The 1,229-nt window shown below is 48.3% G+C and carries 1 rRNA gene; it reads left to right on the forward strand.

Features of this window, described 5'->3' with window-relative positions:
• Nucleotides 1-24 precede the first annotated feature (24 nt).
• Nucleotides 25-1,229: ribosomal RNA gene (locus FCL47_RS24085) — 23S ribosomal RNA — on the forward strand; the annotation flags it as partial.

The raw sequence follows: 1,229 nt of genomic DNA on the forward strand, positions 1-1,229 counted from the left end.
TCTAATAGTTTAATCAGGTTTTATGGATAAGCTATTAAGGGCTAACGGTGGATGCCTTGGCATCGGAAGGCGATGAAGGACGTGGTAAGCTGCGATAAGCTTCGGGGAGTCGTTAACAGGCTTTGATCCGGAGATTTCCGAATGGGGAAACCCGGTGGGAGTTATATCCCATCATCATGCACTGAATTCATAGGTGCATGAAGCGAACGCGGGGAATTGAAACATCTTAGTACCCGCAGGAATAGAAATCAATTTAGAGATTCCGTCAGTAGCGGCGAGCGAAAGCGGAAAAGCCCAAACCAGATTTATCTGGGGTTGTAGGAGCCCGACATGGGATTGAAAATGTATAGCGGAACAGTATGGAAAGGCTGATCATAGACGGTGATAATCCGGTACGCGAAATGCAGTTTCACCCTAGGGATTTCCTGAGTACCACGGGACACGTGAAACCCTGTGGGAATCCGGGAGGACCATCTTCCAAGGCTAAATACTAACCGATGACCGATAGTGAACGAGTACCGTGAGGGAAAGGTGAAAAGAACCCCGGGAGGGGAGTGAAATAGAAACTGAAACCGTTAGCTTACAAGCAGTAGGAGCACTATGTCTTCGGACAGTGTGACTGCGTGCCTTTTGCATAATGAGTCAACGACTTACCCTATGCAGCGAGGTTAAGCCGAGAGGTGGAGCCGCAGCGAAAGCGAGTCTTAACTGGGCGTTTAGTTGTATGGGGTAGACCCGAAGCCGGGTGATCTATCCATGGCCAGGGTGAAGTCTCGGTAACACGAGATGGAGGCCCGAACCGATATAGGTTGAAAACTGTTCGGATGAGCTGTGGATAGGAGTGAAAGGCTAATCAAACTCGGTGATAGCTGGTTTTCTCCGAAATATATTTAGGTATAGCCTCACATGATGACTGACGGAGGTAGAGCACTGACAAGGCTAGGGGTCCCACCGGATTACCAACCCTTTTCAAACTCCGAATACCGTCAAGTTCTAATGTGGGAGTCAGACTACGGGAGATAAGTTCCGTGGTCGAAAGGGAAAGAACCCAGACCGTCAGCTAAGGTCCCTAAATCTATGCTAAGTGGAAAAGGATGTGGAATTGTTTATACAACCAGGAGGTTGGCTTAGAAGCAGCAACCCTTTAAAGAAAGCGTAATAGCTCACTGGTCTAATGATACCGCGCCGAAAATTTAACGGGGCTAAGCATAGTACCGAAGCTACGGATT

It is taken from the genome of Desulfopila sp. IMCC35006, from assembly GCF_005116645.1.
GTDB lineage: Bacteria > Desulfobacterota > Desulfobulbia > Desulfobulbales > Desulfocapsaceae > Desulforhopalus_A.